This is a genomic window from Streptomyces sp. MCA2, assembly GCF_023544705.1.
Lineage (GTDB): Bacteria > Actinomycetota > Actinomycetes > Streptomycetales > Streptomycetaceae > Streptomyces > Streptomyces decoyicus.
In genome coordinates, this window is sequence record NZ_JAMJFM010000003.1 from 219,440 (window position 1) to 244,275 (window position 24,836).

Genomic DNA, 24,836 nt, shown 5'->3' on the forward strand with positions numbered 1-24,836 from the left:
CGCAGTAGTCTGCCTTGATCGTTGGCACGGGGGTTCGGGAAGGCGGTGGCAGGTGAGCGGCGGGCTGGAGTTGCCCCCTGGTGACGAGAGTCATGAGGGCCATGAGGGCGGCTCCGTCGACGCACCGCCCGGCGCGGTGTCCCTGGCACGCCCGCTGGAGATCGGGGCGGAGCTGGACTGGGGCGCCGACGCCTGGAGCGAGGTGCGCACGCGGGCCCGGCGGGCCGGCCGCGCCTATATCTGGCTGAATCTCGTCGAGCAGCGGCTGCGGGCCGTCGTCGCGGCCGTCCTGCGGCCCATCTACGAGCCGGTGCACGGCGACGAATGGGTCATCGCCGCGGCCGGGCCCGCCGGACAGGAGTGGGTCCAGCGCGCGGTGGCCGTCCGCGAGGTCAGCCGCCGCAAGGGCTACCTCCTCGACCCCGCCGACGACAACATCGTCAGCTTCCTGACGCTGCCGCAACTCCGCGAACTGATGGTCCAGCACTGGCCCTGCTTCGAGCCGTACTTCGACGACCGCCGCGAGGTGGAGCTGGCCCTCGACGAACTCGAGGTCGCCCGCAACATCGTCTCCCGCAACCGCGCCCTGTCCGAGACGGTGCTCGCCCAGGCCGAGCGTGCCTCCGCCCGCCTCCTGGACATCCTCGGCTCCGGCGTCGGCACCCGAATCTCCGGACGGCTGCCCATCGACGCGGTGGAGGACCTCGTCGGCGACCGCTACGCCGACGTCGTCGGTGTGCACTCCGACCGGGTGCGGCTCCAGCGCCAGCTCCCCGCCGAGGACCTCTTCGGCAACGCCCGTCGGCTCGACGCCGTCGGAATAGGGCTGAACCTCCTGGTCCAGAACTACTCGGGCCGCCGCCTGGTCCGGCTCGCCGAATCGGGCTGCCGCGTCCGCCTGCTCTTCCTCAACCCGGCCAGCAGCGCGGTCCGCCGCCGGGAGCGCGAAATCGGCCTGAAAAAGGGCGAGATGAGCCGCTCCATCGAAATGAACATCCTCCACATGCGACGGGTGCGCGCCCGGCTGCGCGACCCCGGTGCCTTCGAGATCCAGGTCTTCGACGAGACCCCGCGCTTCACCGCCTACCTCGTCGACGGCGACGGTCCCGACGGCGTGGCCGTCGTCCAGCCCTACCTCCGCAAGAGCCGCGGTATGGAGTCCCCCGTCCTCGTCCTCCGCGGCGGCGGCCGCGAGGTCGTCCGCCAGGACGGCCGGGACGCCGGTGACCACGGCCTCTTCGAGACCTACCGCGAGGAATTCGAGAGCATGTGGGCGGATTCGCGGCCGGTGTCCTGACGGGACGCGCCGCCCGTCATCCGGCCGCTGCCGGAGCCTTGACGGGTGACGGGTGACGGGTGACGGGTGACGGAGGGCGGCGGACGGCGGACGGCGGACGTGAGAAGGGAAACTCCTACGACGTCCCCGTGATCCCGCCGTCGACCCGCAGCTCGATCCCGTTGACGTAATCGGCGCGGGGGCTCGCAAGGTAGGCGACCGCGGCGGCGATGTCCTCCGGGCGCCCCAGCCGTCCGCTCGGGTTCGGCGCGTACTCCGCGACGATGTCCGCCTCGTCGGGTCCGCCCTCCGGACCGGCTCCGGTGTCCTCGCCCGCCGCCGCCCGTTCCTCGAACATCCGGTACATGGACGGGGTGACGATCACCCCTGGACTCACACAGTTCGCGGTGACCCCGGTCCCGGCGAGGTGCCGGGCCAGGCTGGTGGTCATGTTCACCACGGCGGCCTTGGCCGCGGAGTACGCCGCCATATGGGGGAGCGGCGTGCGCACGGCCCGGCTGCCGATGGTGATCACCCGGCCCCAGCCGTGCGCGCGCAGCGACGGCAGCAGCGTCTGGCTGACCCGCACCGTCGGCAGCACATTGCCCTCGAAGGCGGCCCGCCAGTCGGCCGGCCCGGAGCTCTCCCAGTCCTGCTCGGCGAACGGACCGGCGTTGTTGACGAGGATGCGGGCCCCGAAGTCGCGTGCGGTGAGAGCGACCTGCTCGGCGACGCCCGGCTCCGTCAGATCGCCGAGCACCACTTCGGCCCGTACACCGCGCGCCGCGACCTGCTCGGCGACGGCCGCCGCGGCCCCCGCGTTACGCCCGTGGACGAGGATCTCGCAGCCCTCCTCCGCCAGCGTCTCGGCGATCGTCGCGCCGATCCCCGAACTGCTGCCCGTCACCAGCGCGCCATGTCCTGCCAGCCGTAGGTCCATGGCGGTCAGCCTAGGGGCGGCGGGGGACCACGGCTCCTGTGCCGCGACAGGTGGCCGGTCGATTGTCAGTGGTGCGTGGGAGAGTGGGCGAGCAACGGGGGAAGTACCACCGAAGGAGGCCGCATGAGCGAGGGTAGCGAGCGAATCGATGGAAGGTGCGCGCCGAGCGAGTGCGAGGCCGGGCGAAGCGAGGTTTCGGCATGAGCGAGGGTCACGAGCGAATCGATGGAAGGTGCGCGCCGAGCGAGTGCGAGGCCGAGCGAAGCGAGGTATCGGCATGAGCTGGCATCAGGAGCTGTTGGTCAGCTTCGATCTGGAGACCACGGGCACGGACGTCGAGCAGGACCGCATCGTCACGGCCGCGCTGATCCGGATGGAGGGGGACGGCCGCGCGGTCGAGAAGCTGACCTGGCTGCTCGACCCCGGCGTGCCGATTCCCGATGAAGCTGCGGCCATTCACGGCATTTCGACCGCATATGTCCAAGAACACGGCCGCTCGCCGGTGACCGCCATAGAGGAAATCGCCGAGGCGCTGGCCGAGGCCCTGCGCGCGGACATCCCGCTGGTGGTGATGAACGCCCGCTATGACCTCTCCCTCCTGGACCGCGAGTGCCGCCGCCACGGCCTGCGCACGCTGACCGAGCGCCTCGGACACGAACCCGCGCCGGTCATCGACCCCCTCGTCCTGGACAAGCATGTGGACCGCTACCGCAAGGGGAAGCGCGCGCTCCAGGCGCTCTGCGGGCACTACGGCGTCCGGCTGGACGGCGCGCACGAAGCGGGCGCCGACGCGGCGGCCGCGGCCGGGGTCGCCCGGCGCATCGGGGAGAAGTTCCCGGCCGTCGCCATCCCCTCGCCCCGTGCGCTGCACGCCCTCCAGGAGCAGGCGGCCGCCGAACAAGCCGCCGCGTTCCAGGCGTATTTGCGGCGCTCCGGCGACCCCCAGGCGATAATCGAGCCGGCCTGGCCCCTGATCCCGTACCAGGCCAGGGCCTGAGCGGTAACGGAAGCGGGGACGGAAGCGGGACGGGGACAGGGCGCTGCGGCGCTGTCACGACCCCGACCGGCTCAGAAGGGATACCACCGCACCGTCGCGTCCTTGTCGCGCAGTGAGGCGATCCGGCGCCGGAACTCCTTGAGTGCCGCCGGGTTTCCGGGCGCGTGCTGGGAGACCCAGGCGCAGCTCGCCGTCTCCCGGGACCCGCGCAGCACGGCGCAGCCCTCCCAGTCCCGTACGTCCCAGCCGTAGACGGACACAAAGGTGTCGTACGCGTCCGGGGACAGGCCGTAGCGGTCCCGGCTCAGCGCCATCACGACCAGGTCGTGTTCCCGCAGATCGGAGGAGAAGGTTTCCAGGTCGACCAGCACCGGTCCGTCGGGGCCGATATGAACGTTGCGGGTCAGCGCATCGCCGTGGATGGGACCGCGGGGCAGATGCGGCTCCAGGGCGGTGGCGGCCGCCGCGAACGCATCCCGCCGCCCGCGCAGATACTCCGCGTCCGGCGCCGACACGGCGTCGCCGGCCAGCCGCAGCCAGCGCTCGACGCCGCCGAGCAGTTCGCGCCGGGGCAGCGTGAACGGCGGCTCCGGCAGGGCGTGGACCAGCTTCAGCAGGGCGGCGAGATCGTCCGGACCGGCGGGGCGGACGGCCTCCGGCAGCCGCTGCCAGTACGTCACGGGGTGCCCGTCGACCAACGTGGCCACGGGCTCCGCGGCCCGTACGGCCGGCACGCCCTCGGCCGCCAGCCACTGCGCCACGCCGAGTTCCCGCCCGGCCCGCTCCAGGAGTTCGGCGCTGCGGCCCACCCGTACGACCGGCCCGTGGTCGCCGAGGGCGAAGACGGCGTTCTCGCCGAGCGAGAGCAGCGCGGCATCGGCTGCCGCATCGGGGCGTCCGGCTGCGGCCAGTACGTCCCGGGCGCGCGCCTCCGTGAAGGCGGCGGGGCTCGGTTCGGTCATCGGGATGCCTCCTGCGGTGCGTGAACGCGACCAGTGTCGCAGGTCCGCCCGGCGGCTCCGGGAGACCTCCCAGGTGGGGAGATCCTTCAAGGAATCCGGCCGGGACCTTGACTGAGGTGGCCGCCGTCACGACGATGACGGCGGCCGGAAGCGCCGACGGGGCAGAGGGGGAGCGATGGCAGACGTGCCAACGGCTGGGGCCTGTCGTTGGGATCAGGCCGAGCCCGGCCTGATCCCAAGGACACGCCCCAGGTCACACCACGGCAGACCGACCGCGCCGTGTCCTGAGGAGTCCCTGCTGTGACCCTGGCGACCGCGCCACGGCGGTCCACCGCATCGGCCGCGGACCGCACCGACCGGCGCCGGCGTGACCACGGCGTCTGGTTCCTGGTGCTGCCCGCACTGATCCCGATCCTGGTACTGAGCGCGGGGCCGCTGCTCTACGGCATCGGACTGGCCTTCACCGACGCCCAGTCGGGCCGGACCCAGGCCACCGGCTTCGTGGGGCTGCTGAACTTCTCCGATCTGTTCCAGGACTCCCTGTTCTGGGACTCCTTCCGGATCGGACTGGTGTGGGCCTTCGGGGTCACCGTCCCGCAGTTCGTCCTCGCCCTCGGTCTTGCCCTGCTGCTCAACCTCAATCTGCGGCTGCGCTGGCTGGCCCGCGCGCTGGCGATCATTCCGTGGGCGATGCCGGAGGTCGTCGTCGGCATCATGTGGCGGCTGGTCTACCACCCGGACGCCGGCATCCTGAACGAGACGCTGCGCAGCCTCGGCCTGTCCGGAGCCGGCGATGGCCGGGACTGGCTGAGCGGCCTGGCCACCGCACTGCCCGCGGTCATCGTCGTCGGTGTGTGGGCCGGGATGCCGCAGACCACCGTCACCCTCCTGGCCGGCCTCCAGAACGTGCCACGCGAATTGCACGAGGCCGCCGCCATGGACGGCGCGGGCGCCTGGCGCCGCTTCCGTACCGTCACCTGGCCCGCCCTCAGGCCCATCGCGCTCGCCGTCACCGCGCTCAACTTCATCTGGAATTTCAATTCCTTCGCCCTGGTCTTCGTGCTGACCGACGGCGGGCCTGGCGGCCGGACCCGGCTGCCGATGCTCTTCGCCTATGAAGAGGCCTTCCGTTACGGGCAGTTCGGTTATGCCGCCACCATGGGCCTGGCGATGGTCGCGGTGATCTCGGTTCTGCTGGCCGTCTACCTGGCCGGCCGGCTGAAGGGGGACGACGAGCGGTGAGCGGCACCCACGACAGCGGCAGCACGGACATCGGCGGAACCGAAAGAAGCGGGACGGACGGCTACGGCACGAAGGACGGCGACGGCACGAAGGGGGGCGGCGGCACGAAGAAGGGCCTCGGCACGAAGGACCTCGGCGCCCCGGGACGCGGCAGCGCCCCGCGCGGTGCGGGGCGCGCCGGCACCGCGCGCCGCACCGCCACCCGCACCGGCCAGTACGCCGCCCTCCTCGGCTACCTCGTCTTCCTCGCCTTTCCCTTCCTCTGGCTGATCTCCACCGCCTTCAAGCCGCCGCGGGAACTGGGGAGCATGCATCCCACGTGGATACCCGAGGCGCCCACCCTGGAGAACTTCCACCAGGCCTTCGCACAGCAGCCGCTGCCGGCCGCCGCGGGCAACAGCCTGCTGGCCGCGGCGGTCTCCGCGCTGATCGCGATCGTGCTGGCGACCCCGATGGCGTATGTCCTGGGCCGCTACCGCAACCGCCTCTCGCGGGCGGCCACCGGCTGGGTCGTGATCAGCCAGGCCTTCCCGCTCGTCCTGGTGATCATCCCGCTGTTCCTGATCCTGAAGGGGCTCCATCTGGTGGACTCCCGGATCGGCTTGATCATGGTCTATGTGGTCTGGTCGCTGCCGTTCGCCCTGTGGATGCTGACCGGCTATGTCCGTTCCGTACCACCCGAGTTGGAGGAGGCGGCGGCCGTGGACGGTGCCGGCCGGCTGCGTACCCTCGTCTCGGTCACCGCACCGCTGCTCGCGCCGGGCATCGTCGCCACCGCGCTGTTCTCCTTCATCACCGCCTGGAACGAGTTCTTCTTCGCCCTGGTCCTGCTGAAGTCGCCGGAGAAACAGACCCTGCCGGTCGTGCTGACCCACTTCCTGGGGACGGAGGGCGTCGCCGACCTCGGCCCGCTCGCCGCCGCCGCGCTGCTCGCCACCCTCCCGAGCCTGCTCCTCTTCGCCGTCATCCAGCGGCGGATCACGGGCGGCATGCTCGCCGGGGCGGTGAAGAGCTGATGCGGCACGCCCATACGCCCCCGCACCCGGCCCGTTTCACCCGGCGGGGTCTGCTCGCGACCGCCGCCGCGCTGCCCGCCGCGGCCCTGCTGCCGGGCTGCTCCGACGACCGCCGTGGGCGCACGGACGGCGGCCGGATCACCCTGCGCTTCCAGTCGCTGGCCTGGCAGCAGGATTCCCTCAAGGTCAACAAACACCTGGTCGCCGAGTGGAACAGGCAGCACCCCGACGTCCAGGTGCAGTACGTCCAGGGCGCCTGGCCCACCGTCCACGACCAGCTGCTGACCTCCTTCGAGGGCGGTGAGGCGCCGGACATCATCCACGACGCCTCCGACGACCTCGCGGACTTCGCCTACGGCGGGGACCTCGCCGACCTCACCACCCTCCTGCCGCCGCGCCTCACCCGCGACATCCCACGGCAGAGCTGGGAGACCGCCACGTTCGACGGCAAGATCTACGGCGTCCCGTTCCTCCAGGAGCCGCGCATGCTGATCGCGAACCGCGCAAAGCTGCAACGGTCCCGAGTCCGCATCCCCACCCCCGAACACCCCTGGACCTGGGAGGAGTTCGAGGAGGTGGCGCGGCGGCTGACCCGCGGCGGCGAGTACGGCGTCGCGTGGCCGCTGAAGGAACCGGTCTCGGCCACCCTCAACCTCGCCCTGTCCACGGGCGGCCGGATGTTCCACCGCCGCCCCGACGGCAAGGTGGAGGTCCGGTTCGACGCCGTCGACCAGCGGGTACCGCGCACCATCCACGACCAGGTGAACGTCGACCGCACGGCCTCCCGTACGACCCTGGGCATGGGCGGCTCCGACACCCTCCCGGGCTTCTTCGCCGGACGCTATGCGATGGTGCCGCTCGGCTTCTCCTACCGTCAGCAGATCGCCCAGCAGGCGCCCGAGGGCTTCGACTGGACGGTGCTGCCGGCCCCCAAGGGCACCGCGCTGGACCAGGGGGTGAGCCCGCAGACCCTGTCGATCGCCGAGGACTGCCCGCACAAGGAAGCAGCGATGGCCTTCATCGACTTCCTCCTCCGCCCGCCGAACATGGTCCGGCTGGCCCTGGGGGACTGGCTGTTGCCGACGGGCCGGGAGGCGCTGAAGGATCCGGCGCTACGGGTCGCCCGGTACGACTGGGCGACGGGCACCGCCCTGGCGAGTTCCCTCCGCTCCGCCCCGGCGCAGTCCGTCCGTGGTTATCCGGAGTGGAAGGACAAGATCGCCACCCCTGGCCTCCAGGAGTACTACAGCGGCGCGATCGGCCTGGACACGTTGCGGAAGCGGCTCGTCGAGGACGGCAATCTGGTCCTGGCCCGGTACCAGCGCTGACGGGGCGACGCGCACGCATCACGTCCCGGCCGGCTCCGGCAACAGCCGGCTGGCGAAGGCGCCTGGCGGCAGCAGACGGGCCGCGATGCTTGCGCGTCGCCCCTCAAGGCTCACCAACTCCCCCTGATTCAGGGCGTCATGGGTAGGAATGCGCACCGACGTGACGAGTGCCTGCGGCCGTGCCGTTCCCCTTCGGCCTGATGCGTCCTTCACCCCGACAACACTCTCCATTGCCGCTGTGTAAACGGAGTTGAGTCCCTCCGGTTCAACTCCGGGCTCCTTTTGACCGCTTCTGAAACATTTCCCATTACAGCGGGCTTGTTGTCTATCTCACACGCTCCGGCTGGCCTTGAATTGAACTCATCAATCAGACAGGGTTTCGAGCCAGCCCGACGGAGATCTTCCGGTCTCTTCGGGCTATTGCGCAACGCTTTCCCCCCACACCACGAACGAGGAGAACCCTCCGCAATGGCTCACAAGCGTTCCAGCAAGAAGCGGCTCGTCACGGCGATATCCGCCGCGGTCGCCGCCACCGGTATCGCCGCGGTCACCGCGGTCACCGCGGGTGCGTCGCCGGCCGCCGAAGGCAAGATTTACGGAGCCGAGGCCAAGGGTGCCGTGAACGGCAGCTACATCGTCATGCTGAAGAAGTCGGTGCGTACCGCCGAGAGCGGCGACCTGGCCTCCAAGTACGGCGGCAAGGTCAAGCGGAGTTTCAGCTCCGCCATCGACGGCTTCTCGGCGACCGGTCTGAGTGCGGAAGAGGCCAGGCAGCTCGCCGCCGACCCGTCCGTCGACAAGGTCGTACAGAACAAGAAGTTCCACATCAACGAGGCCCAGGACAACCCGCCGTCGTGGGGCCTGGACCGTATCGACCAGGCGGACACCAAGGGAGACAAGAAGTACAACTACCCGGACGCCGCGGGTGAGGGCGTCACCGCCTACGTCATCGACACCGGCATCCACATCAGCCACAAGGACTTCGGCGGTCGCGCGTCGTACGGCTTCAACGCCATCGACAAGAGCGACAAGGCCGAGGACGACAACGGCCACGGCACGCATGTCGCGGGCACCATCGGCGGTACCAAGCACGGTGTCGCCAAGAAGGCCAAGGTCGTCGCCGTCAAGGTCCTCGACGGCGAGGGCTCCGGCACCACCGAGCAGGTCGTCGCGGGCATCGACTGGGTCACCAAGAACCACAAGGGCCCCTCGGTCGCCAACATGTCGCTCGGCGGTGGCGTGGACGAGGCCCTGGACACGGCCGTGAAGAAGGCCATCGACTCCGGTGTCACCTTCGGTGTCGCGGCGGGCAACGAGTCTTCCGACGCGGGCCAGAGCTCCCCGGCACGCGTGAAGGAGGCCATCACCGTGGCCTCCAGCACCAAGGACGACGAGCAGTCCGACTTCTCCAACTTCGGCACTGCGGTCGACCTTTACGCGCCCGGCTCCGACATCACCTCGGACTGGAACAGCGGCGACGACGCCACCAAGACCATCTCCGGTACGTCGATGGCGACCCCGCACGTCGTGGGTGCCGCCGCCGTCTACCTGGCCGGTCACAAGGACGCCAAGCCGGCGGACGTGGAGAAGGCCCTGACGGCCGGCGCCACGGCCGACAAGATCTCCAACCCGAGCGAGGGCACGCCCAACAAGCTGCTGAAGGTCGTCGAGTAACCAGCTCACGTCCTCAGCTCCACACGCCGGCCGTCGCGCTCGCCCCCACGGGGCGCGGCGGCCGGCGTCGTTGTGCGTTCCGCGACCGTGCGGCGAGAGGGCTCGGGCTCCAGGGCGCCCTGCGTCCTCGTCGACGGGGCGAGGCCACGGCCCGGACCGAGGCCACCCGGACGAGGTGCGGGGAGTGCCGCCGCCCGCAGCGGCACCCGCGCCTCAGCTCCCGGGGTTCACCTGCTGCATGCGGGACAGCTTCCGCACGAAAAGGATCCCGAGCGCAGCCGCCGCGATATCGAGCAGATCGGACAGCATCACGACGCTCGTGGCCTGCTGGAGCGCCTGCGGGGTCTCCGCGTTCTTGTAGAGAGAGGCGCCGACCCTGTCGACCGCCAAGGCCGCGATCCACGTCGTCCACCAGGCCGTTACCCGTCGGTGTGAGACCTCACGCCAGGCACCGTCCGCCGTGGACTGAGCGCTGGCGTCCCAGACTTCCTTGGCGAAGCGGTACGGCAGCCAGAGATTGCCGATCGGTACGAACCAGGCGCCGACGGCCCACGCCCGGTTCATGGTGCACATGTCCCGGGCGAAACCCTCGGCGTTCACGCGGACGCGGTGGAACCAGACGAGGAAGACCGCGGCCGTGGCGAGCGTGCACACAAGCTGCAAGGTGCCGGACAACCCGTAGAGGTCATCGCCCTGCGCCAGCTCGTGACGGGTCGTGGACAGCAGTTTGCCCAGCAGCGCATGGATGTTGAGTCCGGCGTAGACGGCGAAGACGTCGACTGCGATGACCAGCGCGAGCAGCACGGTGACGGCGTTCGCGAGCCCGTTGGGCGACCGGACCACGGAGCCTCCGGCGGTTATGTCGGCAGGTAAGCCGGCAGAGCCAGATGACATGAGTGAAACCCCCATAAAAAGGAAAGAGTCCGCACTTGGGCGGGCACCGGGTGACTCTATGTCATCTTCTGGGCACGATGCACCGAACTTTCTGAAGGCCCTCCCGAATGCGGGCTGTGCACAGGGACGGTGAGGCCGGGTGCGCCCGCCCAAGCTGTCCGGGCCGGGCCATCCGGCAACGCGAAAGCCGTAACGCCGGGTTATCCACAGGAGGGATCCTCCGGAACCGCGGACGGCGCATTCGCCCTACCGTCGGTGACATGCACGGAGGACTGCCGTTCATCGGCATCAGCACCATCTTCTACGGCGTGATCGGACTGTTCACGGTCGTAGTCAGCGCGATCCGCAAGACAGGGGGAGACTGAGTTGCACACCATCACCGTCATCGTGCCTGCTCACAACGAGGAGGAGGGACTGCCCGCCACGCTGGAGTCCCTCGCGTGTCAAACGGTCCGGCCTGACCGGATCCTGGTCGTGGACGACGCTTCCACGGACCGTACGGGCGAGGTGGCCGCGTCACACGGCGTCACCGTGCTGCGACCACCCCACAATCTCGGCAGCAAGGCCAAGGCCCAGAACTACGCCCTTCCACACTGCACCACCGACCTCGTATTGGCCGTCGACGCGGACACCGTCCTCGCGCCGGACTACATCGAGACCGTCGTGCCCGTCTTCGACGACCCCGATGTCTCGGTCGCGGCAGGCACGGTCCGCACCCGCCGGACCCACACGGTCTGGGAGCGCGGACGCTCCACCGAGTATCTCTTCGGCTTCCACTGGCACCGCCCCATCCAGGCCCGCGCCAACAGCCCCATGGTCTGCTCGGGTTGCTGCTCCGTCTTCCGGCGCGACGACCTGATGGCCTTCGGCGGATTCCCCGAGCGGACCATCGTCGAAGACATGGATTACACCTGGTCGCAGCAGATCGCCGGCAGACGCGCCGTCTACGTCTCCGACGCGGTCGCCCTCGCCGCCGACCCGGAAGACCTCACCTACCTGCGCAAACAGGTCTGGCGCTGGATGGCCGGCTTCTGCCAGAACGTCCGGCTGCACCTCGGACGGTTGGTCGTGCACAAACCGCTGCTGGCGGTCTGGGTGCTCCTCGCCCTCCTGGAGATCCTGACCGCACCGCTGTGGTGGGCGACGCCGTTCGTCATCACCGCGACAACCGGTCAACCCCCCGCGCTCGCCTTCCTCTGGTGGGCCGGAGCCGAACTCCTGCTGACCACACCACCACTCATCTATGCCGCCCGCCGCCGCAAACTCCCACTGGCAGGTGTGCTGTTGAACATCCCTTGCGTCTACGCGACCAAGGCCGTCAACCTCGTCTACGCCTGGAAGGCCCTCATCGTCGAACTGCTACTGGTGCCGCTCCACCTGGCACGGGGCCTCACGGTCTACGAGAAGGGACGGGCCGATACCGCGTCGGTGCGGACGGCGCTCGCAGGCGGGTGAAAACACGCTACGGCGGCGCCGACGATGGCGCCCTTCCACTGACGTGATCGCCAACCGCTGCTGTCAAGACACCCAGAGGCCCCTCAGGGGCAATCCCGAGGGGCCTCTGCGGCTTTGTCGACCAGCGTTCCATGCTGCCGGCCCGACTCCAGGAAACGTGCTCGGCTATTGGCCGACTCGCGCACGACTACCGGCGAATGCTCCACATGACATCACGTTCCTCAATTCCTCCTTGAGGTCCGAATGGGTCATCTCCACCATGCAGAGCGGTGATTCTTCTGCACAACACAAACCCTGCACCGCTTCTGGAGCGAAGGGAGACGACGAGATACCGGCCCCGCCAAGCGGAGGCCACTCCCGATGTATCCAGAATCTGCTGAGCTTCCTTCTCACCTGCCGGATGAAGCTCAATCGATTCATAGCAAGTCACCAGTTGCATGGCCTTCACATCTTCGAAGAGCAGGTCCAGGCACGCGGCGTCTGTACTGTCAGGGACCGCGCGAAGGAGCAGCTGAGAGTGTCCAACACCATAGCGCCAGACCGTGAAGGTGCGTGCAGACCTGAACAGGCTCGCGGAACTGGCAGCGCTATCCGAATGGATTGTCAACCGGACGACCTCCTCGATACCGGGTAATCCTCATCCCATGCGTGCGGAACTCTGGCTGACTTGGTAGAGCTTGGTGGAGCTCCGAGTCTCCGTCAGCATTTCGAAGCCGCTCGGATCGACCGGCTTACCTGCACGCGCGGAGGCGACGGGGCCGCTGATCCCATCCAGGTTGCCAGGTTGAACGAAATATGTGCCCGGCCTGCTTGCATTGCCAGGTGCCTGAACCCTGCTCCGTCGTTGAGGAGAATTCGAAGCGTCCCGTCAGGTGCATGAAGGTGCCGCCTGGCGGGTGTCGTTCAGGGCCGCCCCGGCCACTTCCGCCTGTGCAGAGAGGACGCAACGCCGACCGACTCCCTGGATGGGGAGACCGGCTCGCCTCCGCTCGCGCGGCGAGGACGTCGTGCCGGTATCGGCATGGGTATCGCCGACCACGCTGTCCCCGTACGCGCCTGTGGGGCACGAACGGGAGCAGCACCGGTGAGTCGCTCAGGAATCCTGGAGGGCACGGAACGAGTCGAACCAGACGGTGGTCCGTCCGGCCCTTCCGTTCTCCTCCCTGACAGTGCGGTTCGCGTACAGGGGGTTGAGGATCCACGGCTTCTTGTCAGCGTCCCAGCCCGTCTGCATCGATTCGATCTGCACCACCCCGTAGGTGGCCACCGCGAGCTTCCCGGTCTCCCGGAACATCTGCACCTGCTGCGTCAGATAGTCCTTGTGGGATGCGAACCACGGACTCATCGCGAGGAAGTCGTCCCACCTCTTCTGGGGGAAGGGCTTCTCGAACGCGTTGCCGATCACCTGCCACACCCGGGTGTTCGGGGGCACCTTGTACTTCTCGGCATAGGCCGCCGGGATCTTGTCGCGCATGTGGTTCTCCCAGTGCCGCACCAGGGAGAACTCCGTGGCGAGGAACTTCTTGCTCTTTTCCAGGCGGGACGCGACGTACTGGACGTACCTGCCGGCCGCCTGCAAGGAGTCGACGTGGGGATGGATGTCGAGGCCCTCGATCTCCGGCTTCCTGTTGACGAAGCGGACCCACCGCTCGGTGGCCTTCGTGCGCCCTTCCTTCTCGTCGAGGCGGTTGAGAGCCCCCATGTACAGCCGGGTCTTGCAGCCCTGCGGGAAGTTCTTCCTGCGGTAGGCGATGACGTGTTCGGCGATGTGCTCGTAGAACACATTGAGGCGCGCATCGCGCTCGTCCTTCATGGTCTCGAGGAAGGGCTCGTTGCCGATGGTGAGGATGTCCATCTTCCCCATGACCGCGTGCAGCACCCGGTCCACGCGCTTCAGCTGCGCTCCCATCTCCTTGCTGCCCACCTTGGGAAGCGACTGCCCGAGGGTCAGGAAGGGGAACTTCAGCGAGAGGATCGTCTTGAAGTCGTTCCCGCTCGCGTCGAGCAGCCTGGCGATGGACCGCTGCTGGGCCGGGGCGTGCATGTCGAGGTAGTCCGTCATCGGGACGAAGCCGCGCACCCACTTCGCCGAAAGGGCCCTCACCTGGGCGAAGTTCATGTCGGAGGGGTCCTCGTTGAAGTTCACCCCGAGCGCGCCGTTCGGCGCCTCGCCCGTGGGTGCGCCGCCGCCCTTCGCGTCCGGCTGCACACTCCCCTCACCACCCGACGGCTTACGCTCCGTAGGACCGCACGCCGCTGTGAGGAGGGCCGCGCCGGACACTCCCAGGAGCCGGCGACGCGAGGTCGGCCTCGCGGTGGCGGGTGTCCCGGACGTGTCGGGCTGCGCGGACGACTCGTACCGCATTGCTGTTCTCCGATTCTGGTGAAGTCGTTGCCGGCCGTCGTCCCCGACTGGCGTCGTCTGTGGCGCGCCTGTCGGGCGGAGGTCGCTGAACTCCCTTTGCCGACAGGCAGCTTTGTCCTCCATGCGCGACGTCCCGGCGTCGGTCCGTGCACGATCAACGTAGTTCATCGGAACCGGAGCACGGGCTCGGCTCCCCCTGCCGGAACAGCATGCGGACCCGCTGGGGACGCCGCCATAACGGAGCCCGAGCCAGGCCATCGATGCCTTCCCGGATGCACCGGAATCCGGGCAACGCCTCACCCCTCGCGCCACTCGAGGGCTTCCATGGGCTTCCATCAGGCGCCGGGACGCACCCTGGTCGGACTCTGCACCCCGGAAGTACATCCCGTCCTCCGCCTGGGAGTAGGGCAGCCGCCTGCCCCACCGACACCGGCAGCCTTTACCTCGTGCTCTCAACGGGAGTCACCAAGGCAGGCTGGTGTCACCAGGACTTCCGGTCAGGGTGCGCGGGGCGCGGGGCCAGAAGCTGTGCCAGAACCCGTGGACTGTGACGTTCTGAGACAGTGGGCCGGTCGGTAGAGCTAGTGCGGCTCCTGGCAGTCACCTGAAACTCGTCAGATTCTCGCTTGCGCAACCCACTTCGATGCCCCGGCGTCCAACTCCATGACGTACGGCTGCCGATCACCCGGGAGGGCACGTGGCGAAGAAGGACCGGACGACGGACGCGGCGAGGGAGAAGGACCTCGAAAAGTGGATGGCGCGTTTCCAGGTACGGCTGGCCATGCAGCCGGGCGTGGACCGGGCAGTCGTGCTCCAGGCGGTCAAGGATGTCACGGCGCACTGCGCGGATACGGGAGAGCACCCGCGGACTGCCTTCGGTGACCCGGACGCCTATGCCGTGCAGGCCGCCACGCGGCTGGTGCCGGCGGACCGGGCGGCGCGCGCGAGGCGGCACGACGACGTGGTGGACGCGCTCGACTCAGTGCTGAAGAGGGCCAGGGACGTCGCCGGTCTGTGACCGGTTGAAGCGACTTCCGTCATGGCCCGGCGCACGGGTTCTGACGCAGCTTCTCTCCGTCGGGGCGCTGGGCAGCTCAGGCGCTTGGCGGAGCGCCGGAGCCGGTGACACCGATTCTGCTTTGGACGCTGCGGGTGACAGATAGACAGACAGCCTGCCGCCCCGGCGACAACCATCGTGCTTCGCCCGGTCGAAGCCGCGGGCCAGCCGACGCCGCGGGGGACACCTGCCGTGCTTCGGATCAGCTCCCAGGCTCCCAGGCCCCCTGTGTGACTGAGCGTTGCCCATGGCCGGTTGAGCGCGGGCGGTGTCGCCGGTCGGTGGTGGCCATGGGGGCAGGTGAGATTGTTCGGGGCCGTGTGCGGGTGCCAGATCCACGGTGAGGAACTCCAGGCCGCCCGAAGGCTTGACCTCACCCGTTCGCGCGCGGTTTGTTTGCGGGACGTGAGTGAGGCGTTTCCGGAACGTCAGTGGAACCGGGAAGAGTGGTGTCCACACCGCGGGAACGGCCATGGGGACCGGTCAAAGGGACCGGCCAAGGGGACTCCCGCACGAAGCACAGGGGGAACCTGATCATGCGTACTTCCCGGATTCGTACCGCCGCCCTGGCCGCCGTCACCGCCGCGCTGGCGCTGGGCCTGACCGCCTGCGGCGGCGCCGACGGCAGCTCGAAGGCGGCGGGCGGCGACAACGCCGCCGCCGGCGCACAGAGCCAGTCCGCGGCGGGTGGGGACGGCAAGGACGGTGCGGAGCAGGCCAACAGCGGCGGCGCCACCAAGGAGGGCGCGCGCTCGACGACCGCCTCGGGCGGGACGGGCGGGGCCACGGGCAAGGGCACCACGGCCGGCGCCCAGCAGTGCCGCGGCGACGAGATGCTGCTCACCGCGGTGCACCGGTTCGCCGGGCAGCAGGGCGACCACCTGCTGGTCACCGCGTCGAACAAGGGCACCAAGCCCTGCTGGGTCACCTCGTACCCGACCGTGAAGCTCGGCGACGTCGACAGCGCCGCACTGCCGCACTCGAAGAAGGACAACACCGGCGGCAGCAAGCACCTCACGCTCCAGCCCGGCGGCAAGGTATACACCGCGGTGAACCTCTTCGACTACGGCTCGAAGAACCACACGGCGCAGTCGTTCGCCCTCGCCCTGCGCGGCGCGGACGGCCACGACGGCCCCTCCTACTCGGTCGACCTCCAGGGCAACAAGCCGCAGTTCAGCTGGAACGAGGCCGACGTACTGAACTGGAACACCACGAAGCCGTACAACTTCTGACCGCCCATCGGCCAATGACGCGTCAGTGCGGGACACGCCGGATCGCGTGTCCCGCACTCCGTCGGCATGGCGTCGGTGTTCCGGCGATCGAGCGGGTGGCGGCCGGCACCGAACTGATCGCGATGCAGGAGGCGACGGCCCCGCTGGGCCGGATGGCCACGCTGGACGAGGCGGCCGCGGCCACGATCTGGCTCTGCTCGGACGCCGCCTCGTACGTCACCGGGATCGCGCTGTCGGTGGACGACGGACGACGGGCGTAAGGGGTGTAAGGGGCATCACGGTCGCGGATGGGGGACGGCGGTCGACTTCGGCGACACTCCGGAAGGCCTGCCTGCCTGCCTGTCCTGACGATGACGGTGCAGTTTCGCTTGGATCGGCCGGTCGGCAGCGCCGGATTGAGGCGGCTGCTGAAGCGGGGGGCTGGGTCGGAAAAGATCGTCCGCAAGCTTCAGGGAGGGCGGAGACCGTGGGGCAGTTCTCCGCGATGTGATCAGGAGCCCAGTGGACGACATGGACTGGGCGGTGGAGGCGCTGTGGTCCGACGGCGCATCGACGGTTTGGCCACAGTGCCCGACACACCCGGACACGCATCCGCTGACGGCGACAGTCCGCACGGACACGGCGGTGTGGGTATGCCCGAAGAAGGGAACGGCAGTGGCGCGGATCGGGGAACTGTAGACCCAAGAGGGCGGGCGGGGCCTGCGGCCGGCGACAACTGCGGCCAGCCGTGCAGCGGCTGTGGTCTCGGCTTCGGAGCGACTCAGCGAGTCGAGCGTCATGAAGACTCCATGCGGGTCAAGTGCCCGGGCGGGGAGCTCGTAGGTGTTGGCGCCGGGCCAGCTCTTCGTCGTCGACCAACGTGAGCATGGGCTGACCCGGTGCGCACATCATGGTGACGAGGAAGCGGCTCCGGGAGTCCGTCCGGTTGTTTCCGTCCTGGTAGTGGATGACATCGCCGCCCGGCTCCCAGAACGTCTCCCCGGCCTTGATCACCCGCTCCGGCTCACCTTCCAGCTCGAAGAGCATTTCCCCCTCCAGCATGTAGCCGAAGGCAGGTCCCGAGTGCCGGTGCGGAGGGGTGCCGGGATCGCCGGGAGGGAACTCGACGAGAACCGTCATCGCCTCCGCCCCCTCCGGAACGAACGGCGGTTTCGCCGATTGCAGCACGGTGAGCGCGGTCTTCCATGCTTCCGAGCGCGGTTGACCCTCGGCGCTGCCTGCCACCTGTTCGTTGTTCGACATGGCGAGGTCTCCAGTGGTGGGCCGGCCGGGTCAGGTGAGCCAGTCGGTGTAGTGGGTGGGGGCGATGCGTGCGTCACCCTTGGTGGTGAGCACATCGCCGTCGACGGCGGCGAACATGCCGGCGGTGTCGTCGGTGATGACCGTGCGGCCGTCGGGCCGGGCGGTCAGGGTGATCCGGCCGAGTTCGTCGAGGGGATGAACGTCGGGCCCGCCGACGCTGAGGGTTCCGTTCAGAGGGGGACCGGCGGCGACTTCGGCGACGGTGTCGGACACGTCCTGGGCGGCGATCGGCTGGAGTGGGGTGGTGGGCAGGCGGACAGTGTCGCCCTCGGTGGTCCAGGACATGAAGGCGTCGATGAACTCCATGAACTGGGTGGCGTGGACGATCGAATAGGGGATCGGCCCGGCTTTGAGGATGTCTTCCTGCAAGACCTTGGCGCGGTAATAGGCGAGGCCGGGCACCTGGTCCGCGCCGACGATCGAGAGGATGACGAAGTGCCCCACCCCGCCTTTGTGGCCGGCGGCCAGGAGGTTGTCCATCGAGGTCTGGAAGAAGGCGGGAGAGGCGTCGTCGAAGGTCGGGGAATTCGTCAGATTGACGATGCAGTCCGCTCCGGTCACCGCCTCCTCCACGCCCTGGCCGGTGATCACGTCGACACCTGTGGCCGGCGAGTGCGGCACGGCCTCGTGCCCGGCGGCGTTCAGCTTCTTCACGACCTGCGACCCGATCAGACCGGTACCGCCGATGACTGCGAACTTCATGGGTCACCTTTCGTCGCGCACCGATAGGTCATGCGTCCAGATTGCGGCGGTGCAGTGCACGGCGCACGCTGGGCCGTGTGCTGCCGCGGGTATGCCGTGCGTTCCCGCGGGTATGCCGGTGGCGCTGCGTGCCGGCGGCATCGCTGACGGCCAGTCGGCGTCCTTCGTCGACAGCGTGCGCCCGGCCGCCGAAGTGGTCCGAGCGATCGACGACGAGGACGAGGACGAGGACGAGGCTGAAGTAATCCTGGATTCGCGGCCCCGCTCGCTACTCGGCCGACCGACAACCTGATCGGCGTGGCACCCGGCTCCCGATGGGACGGGCTTCTTCTTCAGGGTCAGCTCGGCGGAAGGGCCACGCAACGCGAGCGCAGTGCGACGCGATCCCGGCCACGGTCGGCGCGGCCCATCAACGTCGTAGCCGCGGCCGACCAACGTCGTAGCCCTGGGGCGACGTACATGCAGGCCGTGGGCGGATGCGTGGTGGGTCATCGGTATCAGTCGACGGCCTTCAAGTCGCCCAGCGCGTCACCGAGGTTGAGTTCGGTACGGCCACGAGTCTGGAGGCCCCGCTTGAACAGCTCTGCCATGCGTTGCTGCGCGGCCTCTCCCCGCACGAGCTGCTGGAAAAGCGCGGCATCCGCGCGTACGTCGGCCGGAGTGGGCAGGGTGATGGCGTTGATGGCGGCTTTGGCTGCGATCAGTGCATCGCGGGGGAAGTCCGCAATGCGCGTGGCAAGGCCGGCCACGAACTCGTCCAGCGCGGCGTCGGGCACCGCGCGGTTGATCCATCCATAGCGTTCGGCGAGTTCGGCATCGAAGTCGGCCGACGTCAGTACGGCTTCGAGCGCGCGGCCCCGGCCCAACAGACGGGTGAGGTGCTGGATCGCTCCCGCGCCGGGCGGGGTGCCGATGCCGACTTCCGGCTGGCCTACGACGGCGTTCTCGCGGGAGGCGAAGCGCATGTCGCAGGCGAGGAGGAACTCGCTGCCGGCCCCCCGTGCACGGCCGCGCAGCTTGGCGATCGTGACGGCAGGGACCTCGCTGAGCCTGCGGAACAGCATCCCCAGGGAAGCGTCGCCCGGGCCCCCGGCTTTCGCGGCTTCAGCTGTGTATGCGGGCACTTTGGTCAGGTCGACGTGCGGGAAGAAGAAGTCGGGATCCATGCTGTCGAAGACCACCACCGGTGTGGCCGCCGGTTGGGAAAGCTCTTCGAGCAGTCCGACCAGGTCGCGCACGACCTCGGGGCCGATGAGGTTGAGCGGCGGGGCGTGGAAGGTGGCGGACAGGACGTTGCCGTCCAGCCTGGTGCTGATGGTCTCGTACGAGGCGGTCATGTCCTCCTCCTCTCGCGCTCGACACGGCCCGTTCCCATCCCGGCTGTCGGAGCTGGTGCTGCTCCAGCCACCGCACGACCGCGCGGCGCGCTCCTTCCCACCGCCGCACACGATCAGGGAGCTGCGCACGATCCGGGAGTGGCCTCGACGCGACCCGGCGCGGATACCCCTTCCAGTCTCGCCTCGATCACCCACGCGCGCCCACGCGCGCCCACGCGCGCCCACGCGCGCCCACGCGCGCCCACGCGCGCCCACGCAACCCCACAGCCCCACAGCCCCGCAGTCCCGCAGCCCCACAGCGAGTGAGGTGACGAGAGCGGGTCAGGCGGGAACGATCAGATCGATCCCGAAGGCCGCGACCGCGAGGCAGGCGGCGAAGCACAGCACGGCCGCGACAGATGCCACCTTCTGGTGCCGGCCCGGGGAGCTGTCAGGGGCGGGCTCCCCGTGTCCGGCGCGGGCCCACGCGGCCAGGCCGAGCGAGAACATCACGACGACCACCATGGTGATCCCGAGGCTGACTCCGAAGACCCCGGCCAGAGTGCCCCAGTCGATGCCCATCCCGTTCCTCCTTCCCCTCCCCTTCGCCTTCCTCTGCCTCCGCCTCTGCCTCTGCTTTTCCTCGGCGTCGGCCCGCCCGGTAGGGCCGGCTCAGGCGGCCGATTTGACAGTGGGCTTCGCCGTGCTCGGCGGCACCTCGTTGACGTTCTCCGGGCTCACCGGGCGGCGGCGCGAGAGCACGTAGAACGCCGCCGCGGCGGCCAGGGCGACACCCGCCACCAGGGCCACCCCCACATCGCCCCGACCGGCCACCCACGCCGCCACGCCTCCCACGGCGGCCGCGGCCGGCAGCGTCAGCAGCCAGGACACCGCGATCCGCCCTGCGATGCCCCAGCGCACGTGTGCCAGCTTGCGGCCCAGCCCCGCGCCGAGGATGCTGCCCGTGCACACCTGGGTGGTCGACAGCGCGAAGCCCATGTGCGACGAGGCGAGAATCACCGCGGTCGCGCTGGTCTCGGCGGCGAAGCCCTGCGGGGCCTGGATGTCGGTGAGCCCCTTGCCCATGGTCCGGATGATCCGCCAGCCGCCCGCGTAGGTGCCCAGGGCGATCGCCAGGCCCGCGCTCAGCACCACCCACCAGGGCGGCCCCGCGCCATGGCTGAGCACCCCGCTCGAGATGAGCGCCAGGGTGATGACCCCCATCGTCTTCTGGGCGTCGTTGGTGCCGTGTGCCAGCGCCACCAGGGACGCCGACCCGATCTGGCCCGCGCGGAAACCCTTCCCGACGGTGCGGCGCGAGGTCCTCCGGGTGATCATGTAAGCGAGGTAGGTCGCCAGCAGCGCTATCAGGCAGGCCACGACCGGCGAGGCCACCGCAGGGATCACGATCTTCTCGATGATCGCGCCGAAGCGCACCGCGGAACCTCCGGCCCCCACCCACACCGCGCCGATCAGCCCGCCGAACAGGGCGTGGGACGAGCTGGAGGGCAGCCCGAGCAGCCAGGTGACCAGATTCCACAGGATCGCCCCGATCAGCCCGGCGAAGATCATCACCAGGGACACTTCGCTGTCTTGGACGATGCCGCCCGAGATCGTCTTGGCCACCTCCGTGGAGAGGAAGGCTCCGCCCAGATTGAGCAGTCCCGCGACGGCGACGGCGACCCGGGGGCTCAGTGCCCCGGTGGCGATGGAGGTGGCCATCGAGTTGGCGGTGTCGTGGAACCCGTTGGTGAAGTCGAAGGCCAGGGCGGTGAGGATCACGGCCACGAGCAGGAAGGAGACAGATGCCATCCCGGTCCTCCACGTCGAGGGCGGTCCGGCCGCGCGCACCGCAACCTGTGTACGAACCGCCGTCCCTCCCACGCTAAGTGCCGTTCCGGAGCGCCGCCAACGCGACGGCGCAGGCCGGTTGCCGGCGGCCGGCCGCGGTCAGTGCCATGCCGGTGTCATGCCGGACTCAGCGACGGGCGTTGAGCGGATACGTCGACCTCCTCGGAGCCGCGAAGCATTGCTGTGGTTCCCCTGGCACCCTTGGCTCCCCTGGCTCCTCGTCCACGCCTGGAAGGCCCGCGTCGTCGAACTGCTACTGGTGCCGCTCCACCTGGCACGAGGCCTTACGGTCTACGAGAAGGGACGGGCCGATACCGGTCGGGGGGCCGGCCGTCACTGCTGCGGCCTGAAGCGGAAGGCACTCTGCCGAGACGCCGGCCGCGGCTGGCTGCGGCCGGCCGGCGGGGCCGCCCCGTGCAGCGGGAGTTCGGCCCATAGCGGGAGTTCGGCCCGCAGCGCGAGTTCGGGGACCCCCGCCCCCTCACAGGCCGTGTCCCGCGCGCCGGGTGCGGTGGCGGCGTACGGCGTCGCGGTTCGCGCAGGCATGGGAGCAAGGGCGCTGTCGGCTGGCCCGGGGTGAAGTCGCCCTGGGCGCGGCCGCATTCGGCCAGGGCGCAGCGGCCGAGCCGCTCCATGCCGCGTCCGGTGAGGTGCAGGGCGGTGCCGACGCGACCACGGCCCGCACCACACCATGGCTTCGCCCCGCCTCCGCCCCAGGGAGGCAGGTCGCCTCCCTCTCCGCTTCCCTTCCGCTCCTCTCCCTAGCCCCGTCCGCAAACCGTCGCCGGAACCGCCACCGGACCCGGTGCCCCGCCGTTCAGTTCGGCCAGCGAGGCGTCCAGTGCCTCGACCAGGTAGTCCTGCTGAGCGGGCGTCAGCAGGGGATGGCAGGGGAGGTTGAGGTGCTGGTCGAACCAGCTGCGTTCGGCGACGGGGCACTCGCCGCGCAGATGTCCCCGGTGACGCCATTGGGGGAGCAGATGCTGGGGGAAGTAGCGCAACTGGATCTCCACGCCCCGGCGGTCCAGGGCCAGTACGAGGCGGTCGCGCAGTTCCTGGTGGCCGGCGAAGCAGGTGTAGAGGTGGTAGGCGTGGTCGCTGTGCGGGGCCGCTGACTGTGGCGTGATGAACGGGTAGCGGGCGAGCACCTCGTTCAGCCGCCCGGCGAGCGCGCGACGGCGGCCGACGGCGGCCCGTAGGCCGGTGAGCTGGGCCTGGCCGAGAGCCGCGACCACTTCCGGCATCGTCGTGTCGCTGCCGGGCCGGCGCACATAGCCGCGGTGAAGGGGGGTGGGGTGGGCGGTGCGGGGCGGCGCGACCGGCTCCGTCGCACCGCCCGGCGCGGTGCGTACGCTCCGGGTGTCGTTGTCGGCGGCGCGCAGCCGGTGCAGGCGCTCGGCCCAGTCGTCCCGGTCGCAGGTGATCAGGCCGCCCTCGCCGAGCATGCTGCTGTTCCTGGTGTTGCGGAGGCTGAAGGTGGCGATATCGGCCAGCGCACCGGGGCTCCGGCCGCGGTAGCGGGCCCCCAGTGCATGCGCGCAGTCCTCCAGCACGACGAAGCCGTGGCGCCGGGCCAGCGCCATGATCGTGTCCATCTCGGCGGGGCAGCCGCCGTAATGCACCAGCAGCAGTGCCTTGGTGCGCGGGGTGATCAGCGCTTCGAGCGCGGCCGGGTCGATATTGAGGGTCGCCGGGTCGATGTCACAGAACCGGACCTGTACGTCGTAGTCGGCCAGCGGCTGGACGGTCGCCCGGTGGGTCTGCGGGGTGGCGATCACCTCGTCGCCGGGCGCCAGGTGGAGCAGGCGGACCGCCAGTTGGAGGGCGACCGTTCCGCTGGTCACCGAGATCGCATGCCTGCTGCCGACCGTCTCGGCGAAGGAGCGCTCGAACCGTTCGCGCCGCGATCCGGCCGGCTGCGGAGTGCTCTCGTGGACGAGTTCGGTCAGTACGGCCGCCTCGGCGTCGGCCGAGATGCTGCCCCGCATTCCCCAGGGCACGACGTAACTCTTGTCCAGCATCAGTTCCCCCAGGTGGTCTCCGGCCGCACCGGTGGGTGCTGTTCCTATGACAGTCGAGGGAGGGACGCTGTTGAAGAGTCAGCGGTGGTCAGCAAGGTCAGTTAGGTCAGCTTCTTCGTCCGGCACCGGGTCCGGCCCCCGGTCCCCGCGGGCGGCGGCGCCGTGCTGCCGCGCGGGACGAGTTCGGTCGGCAGCACGATGTGCCGCTCCTGCGCGCCGTCGGAGTCGTCGATCACGGACCGGGTGAGGCGGACGGCGGCGCGCCCGAGCTCCACGGCGGGCTGGGCCAGTGTGGTCAGGCCCATGACGTCGGCCATGACGTGGTCGTCGAAGCCCATGACCGAAACCCGCCCCGGTACCGGCACGTTGGCCTCCCGCAGGGCCGCCAGCAGCCGGAACGCCATGTCGTCGGTCTCGGTGAACAGCGCGGTCGGTGGTTCCTGGAGGCTCAGCAGCCGCCCCACCGCGGCGGCCATACCGGTGCCCTTCCAGCCGGGCACGCTCATCACGAGCGACTCGTCGTGCTCCAGCCCCGCTTCGGTGAGGGCCCGCAGATGCCCGGTGAGCCGGTTCTTGCTGCTCCAGGCGAAGCCCGTGGTGTCGGAGGTCTGGAGGAAGGCTATCCGCCGGTGCCCGAGGTTGATCAGATGGCGGGTGCCGCGCAGGGCGGCGTCCTCGTCGTCCACGTAGACGCTGGGGCGGCCGGGCGCGTGCTGGCTGACGAAGACGAGGGGCATGCCCAGGTCGTCCAGGCGGGCGCGTTCGGCGGGGGAGAGCGAGAAGCTCACGACGAGGAGGGCGTCGGCATTGCGGCGGGCGGGCAACCGGTCGAAGAAATCGGCGCGTTCGTGCACATCGGTCACGCTGTAGACCAGCAGATCGAGGCCGGCCTCGCGCAGTGCGGGAGCCATGCCGGACAGCGCCGAACTCAGGAACCACGATGCCAGGTTGGGCATCAGGACGGCGACTCTTCCCGTACGGCCGGTGGCCAGGCTGGAGGCGCTGCGGGTGATCGCGAACGAGAGCTCGCGGGCTGCCGCTTCCACCCGGGCGCGGGTCGTGTCCGAGACCGTCGACAGTCCGCGCAGGGTGCGCGAAACGGTGGACACCGAAACCCCCGCCCGATGGGCCACATCGGCCATCGTGGCCTCGCTCTGCGCTGAGGACATGCCGGGACGCTAGCACAAACAGGCGATGACAGCGTTG

At 69.6% G+C, this 24,836-nt stretch carries 23 protein-coding genes and 1 pseudogene; 11 read left to right on the forward strand and 13 right to left on the reverse strand.

The window, feature by feature from the left end; all coding sequences use genetic code 11:
• Positions 1-52: 52 nt before the first annotated feature.
• Entirely contained in the window at positions 53-1,297 is a 1,245-nt protein-coding gene (locus M8I34_RS04155; protein ID WP_244418140.1) for an SAV2148 family HEPN domain-containing protein, read from the forward strand.
• Positions 1,298-1,412: 115 nt separating this feature from the next.
• On the opposite strand, the gene M8I34_RS04160 is transcribed toward M8I34_RS04155, so the two are convergent.
• On the reverse strand, positions 1,413-2,216 hold the full coding sequence (locus tag M8I34_RS04160; RefSeq protein WP_250047929.1) for an SDR family NAD(P)-dependent oxidoreductase: 804 nt from the start codon (positions 2,214-2,216) through the stop codon (positions 1,413-1,415).
• Between the two features lie 277 nt (positions 2,217-2,493).
• Here M8I34_RS04160 and M8I34_RS04165 point away from each other — a divergent pair, with 277 nt between their 5' ends.
• Entirely contained in the window at positions 2,494-3,213 is a 720-nt protein-coding gene (locus M8I34_RS04165) for an exonuclease domain-containing protein (RefSeq protein ID WP_250047930.1), read from the forward strand.
• A gap of 71 nt (positions 3,214-3,284) precedes the next feature.
• On the opposite strand, the gene M8I34_RS04170 is transcribed toward M8I34_RS04165, so the two are convergent.
• The gene (locus tag M8I34_RS04170) at positions 3,285-4,175 is read right to left on the reverse strand and encodes an aminoglycoside phosphotransferase family protein (protein ID WP_244418137.1); all 891 of its coding nucleotides are present in this window, start codon (positions 4,173-4,175) and stop codon (positions 3,285-3,287) included.
• A 300-nt stretch (positions 4,176-4,475) separates the two neighbouring features.
• On the opposite strand from M8I34_RS04170, the gene M8I34_RS04175 reads away from it, so the two are divergent.
• The 4 genes from M8I34_RS04175 (at position 4,476) to M8I34_RS04190 (ending at position 9,435) form a co-directional block, all read left to right on the forward strand.
• Positions 4,476-5,417, forward strand: a complete 942-nt coding sequence (locus M8I34_RS04175) for a carbohydrate ABC transporter permease (RefSeq protein ID WP_250047931.1) — start codon at positions 4,476-4,478, stop codon at positions 5,415-5,417.
• Positions 5,414-6,433, forward strand: a complete 1,020-nt coding sequence (locus M8I34_RS04180; protein WP_250047932.1) for a carbohydrate ABC transporter permease — start codon at positions 5,414-5,416, stop codon at positions 6,431-6,433. Before M8I34_RS04175 ends, M8I34_RS04180 begins: the two co-directional genes overlap by 4 nt.
• On the forward strand, positions 6,433-7,761 hold the full coding sequence (locus M8I34_RS04185) for an ABC transporter substrate-binding protein (protein ID WP_250047933.1): 1,329 nt from the start codon (positions 6,433-6,435) through the stop codon (positions 7,759-7,761). Before M8I34_RS04180 ends, M8I34_RS04185 begins: the two co-directional genes overlap by 1 nt.
• 468 nt (positions 7,762-8,229) lie before the next feature.
• Positions 8,230-9,435 (forward strand): S8 family peptidase, encoded by a 1,206-nt coding sequence (locus M8I34_RS04190; RefSeq protein WP_244418133.1) that lies wholly within the window; start codon positions 8,230-8,232, stop codon positions 9,433-9,435.
• A gap of 213 nt (positions 9,436-9,648) precedes the next feature.
• On the opposite strand, the gene M8I34_RS04195 is transcribed toward M8I34_RS04190, so the two are convergent.
• A complete protein-coding gene (locus M8I34_RS04195) occupies positions 9,649-10,278 on the reverse strand; it encodes a DUF4328 domain-containing protein (protein WP_250047934.1) in 630 nt (209 codons plus the stop codon).
• Between the two features lie 417 nt (positions 10,279-10,695).
• Here M8I34_RS04195 and M8I34_RS04200 point away from each other — a divergent pair, with 417 nt between their 5' ends.
• Complete coding sequence (locus M8I34_RS04200; protein ID WP_250047935.1) at positions 10,696-11,784, forward strand: glycosyltransferase; 1,089 nt, start codon at positions 10,696-10,698, stop codon at positions 11,782-11,784.
• Positions 11,785-12,877: 1,093 nt separating this feature from the next.
• On the opposite strand, the gene M8I34_RS04205 is transcribed toward M8I34_RS04200, so the two are convergent.
• Positions 12,878-13,993 carry a hypothetical protein gene (locus M8I34_RS04205; protein ID WP_250047936.1) on the reverse strand — a complete coding sequence of 372 codons (1,116 nt, stop codon included), beginning with the start codon at positions 13,991-13,993 and terminating at the stop codon, positions 12,878-12,880.
• An 853-nt stretch (positions 13,994-14,846) separates the two neighbouring features.
• Here M8I34_RS04205 and M8I34_RS04210 point away from each other — a divergent pair.
• The 3 genes from M8I34_RS04210 to M8I34_RS04220 all read left to right on the forward strand — a co-directional run bounded on the left by M8I34_RS04210 (position 14,847) and on the right by M8I34_RS04220 (position 16,698).
• Entirely contained in the window at positions 14,847-15,167 is a 321-nt protein-coding gene (locus M8I34_RS04210; protein WP_250047937.1) for a hypothetical protein, read from the forward strand.
• A 575-nt stretch (positions 15,168-15,742) separates the two neighbouring features.
• On the forward strand, positions 15,743-16,438 hold the full coding sequence (locus tag M8I34_RS04215; protein ID WP_250047938.1) for a DUF4232 domain-containing protein: 696 nt from the start codon (positions 15,743-15,745) through the stop codon (positions 16,436-16,438).
• A 14-nt stretch (positions 16,439-16,452) separates the two neighbouring features.
• Positions 16,453-16,698, forward strand: coding sequence for an SDR family oxidoreductase (locus M8I34_RS04220; RefSeq protein WP_250047939.1), 246 nt, complete (start codon positions 16,453-16,455; stop codon positions 16,696-16,698).
• A gap of 535 nt (positions 16,699-17,233) precedes the next feature.
• On the opposite strand, the gene M8I34_RS04225 is transcribed toward M8I34_RS04220, so the two are convergent.
• Together M8I34_RS04225 and M8I34_RS04230 are read right to left on the reverse strand one after the other, a co-directional pair.
• Positions 17,234-17,680: a cupin domain-containing protein gene (locus M8I34_RS04225; RefSeq protein WP_250047940.1), complete on the reverse strand. Its 447-nt coding sequence runs from the start codon at positions 17,678-17,680 to the stop codon at positions 17,234-17,236.
• 30 nt (positions 17,681-17,710) lie between these two features.
• Positions 17,711-18,442: an SDR family oxidoreductase gene (locus tag M8I34_RS04230; RefSeq protein ID WP_250047941.1), complete on the reverse strand. Its 732-nt coding sequence runs from the start codon at positions 18,440-18,442 to the stop codon at positions 17,711-17,713.
• 118 nt (positions 18,443-18,560) lie between these two features.
• On the opposite strand from M8I34_RS04230, the gene M8I34_RS04235 reads away from it, so the two are divergent.
• Entirely contained in the window at positions 18,561-18,734 is a 174-nt protein-coding gene (locus M8I34_RS04235; RefSeq protein WP_250047942.1) for a hypothetical protein, read from the forward strand.
• A gap of 205 nt (positions 18,735-18,939) precedes the next feature.
• Here M8I34_RS04235 and M8I34_RS04240 read toward each other — a convergent pair whose 3' ends face one another.
• The 7 genes and pseudogenes from M8I34_RS04240 to M8I34_RS04270 all read right to left on the reverse strand — a co-directional run bounded on the left by M8I34_RS04240 (position 18,940) and on the right by M8I34_RS04270 (position 24,799).
• Positions 18,940-19,779 (reverse strand): enoyl-CoA hydratase/isomerase family protein, encoded by an 840-nt coding sequence (locus M8I34_RS04240; RefSeq protein WP_250047943.1) that lies wholly within the window; start codon positions 19,777-19,779, stop codon positions 18,940-18,942.
• Positions 19,780-20,100: 321 nt separating this feature from the next.
• Entirely contained in the window at positions 20,101-20,340 is a 240-nt protein-coding gene (locus tag M8I34_RS04245) for a hypothetical protein (RefSeq protein ID WP_250047944.1), read from the reverse strand.
• A 90-nt stretch (positions 20,341-20,430) separates the two neighbouring features.
• Positions 20,431-21,570, reverse strand: coding sequence for an inorganic phosphate transporter (locus tag M8I34_RS04250; RefSeq protein WP_250047945.1), 1,140 nt, complete (start codon positions 21,568-21,570; stop codon positions 20,431-20,433).
• A 372-nt stretch (positions 21,571-21,942) separates the two neighbouring features.
• The gene (locus M8I34_RS04255) at positions 21,943-22,155 is read right to left on the reverse strand and encodes a hypothetical protein (protein WP_250047946.1); all 213 of its coding nucleotides are present in this window, start codon (positions 22,153-22,155) and stop codon (positions 21,943-21,945) included.
• Positions 22,091-22,277 (reverse strand): annotated as a pseudogene (locus M8I34_RS04260) (CGNR zinc finger domain-containing protein); the annotation flags it as partial. The pseudogene M8I34_RS04260 and the gene M8I34_RS04255, both read right to left, overlap by 65 nt.
• 93 nt (positions 22,278-22,370) lie before the next feature.
• Positions 22,371-23,630, reverse strand: coding sequence for a DegT/DnrJ/EryC1/StrS aminotransferase family protein (locus tag M8I34_RS04265; RefSeq protein ID WP_250047947.1), 1,260 nt, complete (start codon positions 23,628-23,630; stop codon positions 22,371-22,373).
• Between the two features lie 101 nt (positions 23,631-23,731).
• Positions 23,732-24,799 carry a LacI family DNA-binding transcriptional regulator gene (locus M8I34_RS04270; protein ID WP_244418115.1) on the reverse strand — a complete coding sequence of 356 codons (1,068 nt, stop codon included), beginning with the start codon at positions 24,797-24,799 and terminating at the stop codon, positions 23,732-23,734.
• Positions 24,800-24,836: the final 37 nt, after the last annotated feature.

Excerpts from the sequence above, each read along its gene's own strand:
- M8I34_RS04160 (WP_250047929.1), bottom strand. The coding sequence starts at position 2,216 with ATGGACCTACGGCTGGCAGGACATGGCGCGCTGGTGACGGGCAGCAGT.
- M8I34_RS04165 (WP_250047930.1), top strand. The coding sequence starts at position 2,494 with ATGAGCTGGCATCAGGAGCTGTTGGTCAGCTTCGATCTGGAGACCACG.
- M8I34_RS04170 (WP_244418137.1), bottom strand. The coding sequence starts at position 4,175 with ATGACCGAACCGAGCCCCGCCGCCTTCACGGAGGCGCGCGCCCGGGAC.
- M8I34_RS04185 (WP_250047933.1), top strand. The coding sequence starts at position 6,433 with ATGCGGCACGCCCATACGCCCCCGCACCCGGCCCGTTTCACCCGGCGG.
- M8I34_RS04190 (WP_244418133.1), top strand. The coding sequence starts at position 8,230 with ATGGCTCACAAGCGTTCCAGCAAGAAGCGGCTCGTCACGGCGATATCC.
- M8I34_RS04215 (WP_250047938.1), top strand. The coding sequence starts at position 15,743 with ATGCGTACTTCCCGGATTCGTACCGCCGCCCTGGCCGCCGTCACCGCC.
- M8I34_RS04220 (WP_250047939.1), top strand. The coding sequence starts at position 16,453 with ATGACGCGTCAGTGCGGGACACGCCGGATCGCGTGTCCCGCACTCCGT.
- M8I34_RS04225 (WP_250047940.1), bottom strand. The coding sequence starts at position 17,680 with ATGTCGAACAACGAACAGGTGGCAGGCAGCGCCGAGGGTCAACCGCGC.
- M8I34_RS04230 (WP_250047941.1), bottom strand. The coding sequence starts at position 18,442 with ATGAAGTTCGCAGTCATCGGCGGTACCGGTCTGATCGGGTCGCAGGTC.
- M8I34_RS04240 (WP_250047943.1), bottom strand. The coding sequence starts at position 19,779 with ATGACCGCCTCGTACGAGACCATCAGCACCAGGCTGGACGGCAACGTC.
- M8I34_RS04245 (WP_250047944.1), bottom strand. The coding sequence starts at position 20,340 with ATGGGCATCGACTGGGGCACTCTGGCCGGGGTCTTCGGAGTCAGCCTC.
- M8I34_RS04250 (WP_250047945.1), bottom strand. The coding sequence starts at position 21,570 with ATGGCATCTGTCTCCTTCCTGCTCGTGGCCGTGATCCTCACCGCCCTG.
- M8I34_RS04255 (WP_250047946.1), bottom strand. The coding sequence starts at position 22,155 with ATGCCTGCGCGAACCGCGACGCCGTACGCCGCCACCGCACCCGGCGCG.
- M8I34_RS04265 (WP_250047947.1), bottom strand. The coding sequence starts at position 23,630 with ATGCTGGACAAGAGTTACGTCGTGCCCTGGGGAATGCGGGGCAGCATC.
- M8I34_RS04270 (WP_244418115.1), bottom strand. The coding sequence starts at position 24,799 with ATGTCCTCAGCGCAGAGCGAGGCCACGATGGCCGATGTGGCCCATCGG.